Annotated in this window: 2 protein-coding genes; one reads left to right on the top strand and one right to left on the bottom strand. The window is 69.4% G+C overall.

Going from position 1 to position 2,834, the window contains the following annotated elements; all coding sequences use genetic code 11:
* Positions 1 to 1,692: hypothetical protein (locus AC1VAN_RS17180; RefSeq protein ID WP_480986285.1), on the top strand; the 1,692-nt coding region annotated here is incomplete at its 5' end.
* A 27-nt stretch (positions 1,693 to 1,719) separates the two neighbouring features.
* On the opposite strand, the gene AC1VAN_RS17175 is transcribed toward AC1VAN_RS17180, so the two are convergent.
* Positions 1,720 to 2,712, bottom strand: a complete 993-nt coding sequence (locus tag AC1VAN_RS17175) for a patatin-like phospholipase family protein (protein ID WP_025875469.1) — start codon at positions 2,710 to 2,712, stop codon at positions 1,720 to 1,722.
* Positions 2,713 to 2,834 lie beyond the last annotated feature (122 nt).

Below are 2,834 nucleotides of genomic sequence, written 5' to 3'. Positions count from 1 at the left end.
GCACCGGACGAGGTGATGGAGGCGGTGCTGGCCGCGTCGCCGCATGCGTATCCCGGCGCGGACTTCCAGACGGCGTGCAGGATCACCCTGGAAGAGCACACGATCCACTTTCCGGCGACATCGCTGGCCGAAGGCGATGACGAAGACACCGGCGATGACGAACAGACCACGCATGCAACCCAGCACAACGGCCTGTTCACTTCCGAACAGGCACGCGTGCTGCGTGCGATCGCGGCCAATCCCGATGAATTGATCGACCTGCAGGCCTATGCCGGCACAGGCAAGGGCCATCTGGTGCTGGCGCTGCTGCAGGCTCGCCCGGGCCGTTACACCTACGTGGCGCCCACGCGAGGCCAGGTCGAGGCATTCCGCGCGCGGCTGCCGGCCGACGCCGGCACGCGCCTGCTGACCCAGATCGAGTTCGCCAATGCGATCGCCCGCCATGCCGCCGCCAACGGCCTGACTGGCGGCTTCGTACCGACCTACCGGCAGAGCACGCTGACCCTGCGTGAGGCGGCCGCCCGCCTCGGCCTGCCGGCCATCGGTGCACGCCGGCCGGACCAGGTCCTGATGATCGCCCTGGACGCCATCAACCGGTGGTGCGCGTCGTCAGCGCCGAACCTGCAGGCCTGGCACTTCCAGCGCTCGCTGGGCGCAGCGCAGCTGGAAGCCACGCCGTTCATCGCGGCCGCGGAGTTCGTCTGGCGTTGCATGTTCGATCCGGTGGTGCAGAAGGGCGGCTGCCTGCGCCTGGATGCCGGACACATCGGCAAATGGCTGGCCCTGCGTGCTGTGCCGCTGCCGGTGTCGCTGGGCATGGTGCTGGTCGATGAGGCGCACGATCTCAGCCCTGCATGGAAACAGCTGCTGGCCACCCACGCGCCCGGCGTGGTCAGCCTGGGCGATCCGCATCAACGGCTGAGCGGACGCGTACAGCGCTGGTCATCGGCGAAGACGCTGGAGATGCACCAGTCGGTGCGGCAGGGGCGGCAGGTCGATGCGCTGGTCAACCAGTCACTGGCGTTGGACGATCTCGGCGAACCGGCGCCTTTCGTGGGGGCCAGCGACCGCGCCACCGGCCTGCGCCGCTATGACGACTGGTCGGCGGTGCCCAGCACCGGCGCCCGTTTGTACGGCAGCCTGTGGCGGATGCTGCTGGAAGCCAACGAGCTGGTTGCGCGCGGCGCGCGCGTGCATCTGCATCCTGCGTCGCGGCAGGCGCTGTTGAAAGAGGTGGACGGTCCGATCGACGCCTGGCGCAGCGCCGCCGCTGGCGGCCCCGGACAACGCTGGGAAAGCTTCGTGCAGGTCTGTGCCAAGCGTGGACAGGCGGACATCCCCGCGCTGTTTGCCGGTGGCTTCGATGCTGCGGCGTTGCAGCGCCTGCTCGGGCAACTGGTCGATGCGGACGAGGCCAGCGTCGTGCTGTGCCTGGCCCAGCACGCCAAGAACCTGCAGTTCGCCACGGTGTCCATGGCGCCGTGCTGCTTCGACAGCGGCCATGATGCGCGCGCGCTGCACAGCCCGGTGCGCGCCGCCTATGTGGCGATCACCCGTGCCCAGCAACAGCTGTGGCTGCCGGGGGACGCGATGGAGCAGTTGCAGCTGAGCGCACAGCGGCATGACCGGGCGGTGGATGAGCGGCGCCGGCAGCGACGCCTGGCCAGTGGTTACCCACCACCGCGGCGCTGACCGCGGCGGCCGTTCAAGCGCCGCGCGTCAGCACTTTTCCTTGCGGCCCATCAGCTTGCCCAGGCGCGAAGGCTCGTCGCACTTGGGCGCCGCCACCGGTGCCGGTGCCAATGCGGCGGCGCGGGCCTTCTGCAGCTGCTGGATCTTGGCGCGGATCTGCGGCATCGCCGCCATCGCGGCCTTCTCGCCTTCCAGGATGGCCGTGCCACGCTGGCTGAAATCGGCAGCACCGATGTCCAGCACCTTCGGCCGGATCACGATGTCGGCGCGCGCCAGTTCCTGCTCGCCCAGGCGCTGGCCCATGATCGAGATCGACTGGTTGACGATGCCGAGCATGCCGGTCGGTGCCTTGCCGCTGGCCTTGCTGGAGATGTCCACGGCGATCACGAACTCGGCACCGAGCTGTCGTGCGGCATCCACCGGCACCGGGCTGACCACGCCGCCGTCGATGTAGTTGCGGCCACCGATCTTCACCGGCTCGAACACGCCGGGGATGCTGCTGGAAGCGCGTACCGCCTGGCCGACGTTGCCGCGCACGAAGATCGAACGCTCGCCGGTTTCCAGCTGGGTGGCGACGGCGGCGAACGGCTTCTTCAGGCGCTCGGCCGGGCGGTTGGCCACCTGTTCGTTGACGTAGTCCTGCAGCTTCTGGCCCTGCACCAAGCCACCGGAGAACAGGCGCACGTCGCGGATGCTGGCTTCGTCCAGCGCCACCGCCTTGCTCTGCATCTGGAAGGCGTCCATGCCGCTGGCATACAGGGCGCCGACCACGCTGCCGGCACTGGTGCCGGACACCACCACCGGTTCGAAGCCGTTGGCCTCGAGCATCTTGATCACGCCGATGTGCGCAAAGCCCTTGGCCGCGCCGCCGCCGAGCGCGATGCCGATCTTCACCGGCTTGGCCTGCGGAACCACGGTGGGCTGCGCGGGCGGGGTGGGGCGGACCTCTTCACCACCGCAACCGGCCAGCAGGCCGAGCAGGGCGACGGACAGCAGCACGCGGGGGCGGAACAGGCTCATCGGCAGTGCGCTCGCGGCGCCGGATTCAGGAAAGGGCGCCAGCATACCGAAGGCGTGGCAGGCCGGGCAGGGTGGGTCGGCTCCCCATTCATGAAATCGCCTGCCGCCGACTGGGTAGTGCC

The organism is Stenotrophomonas sp. 05L44_2 (assembly GCF_056665995.1).
The sequence above is the reverse complement of the archived record's forward strand: the minus strand, read 5'-3'. Positions and strand labels throughout refer to the sequence as shown.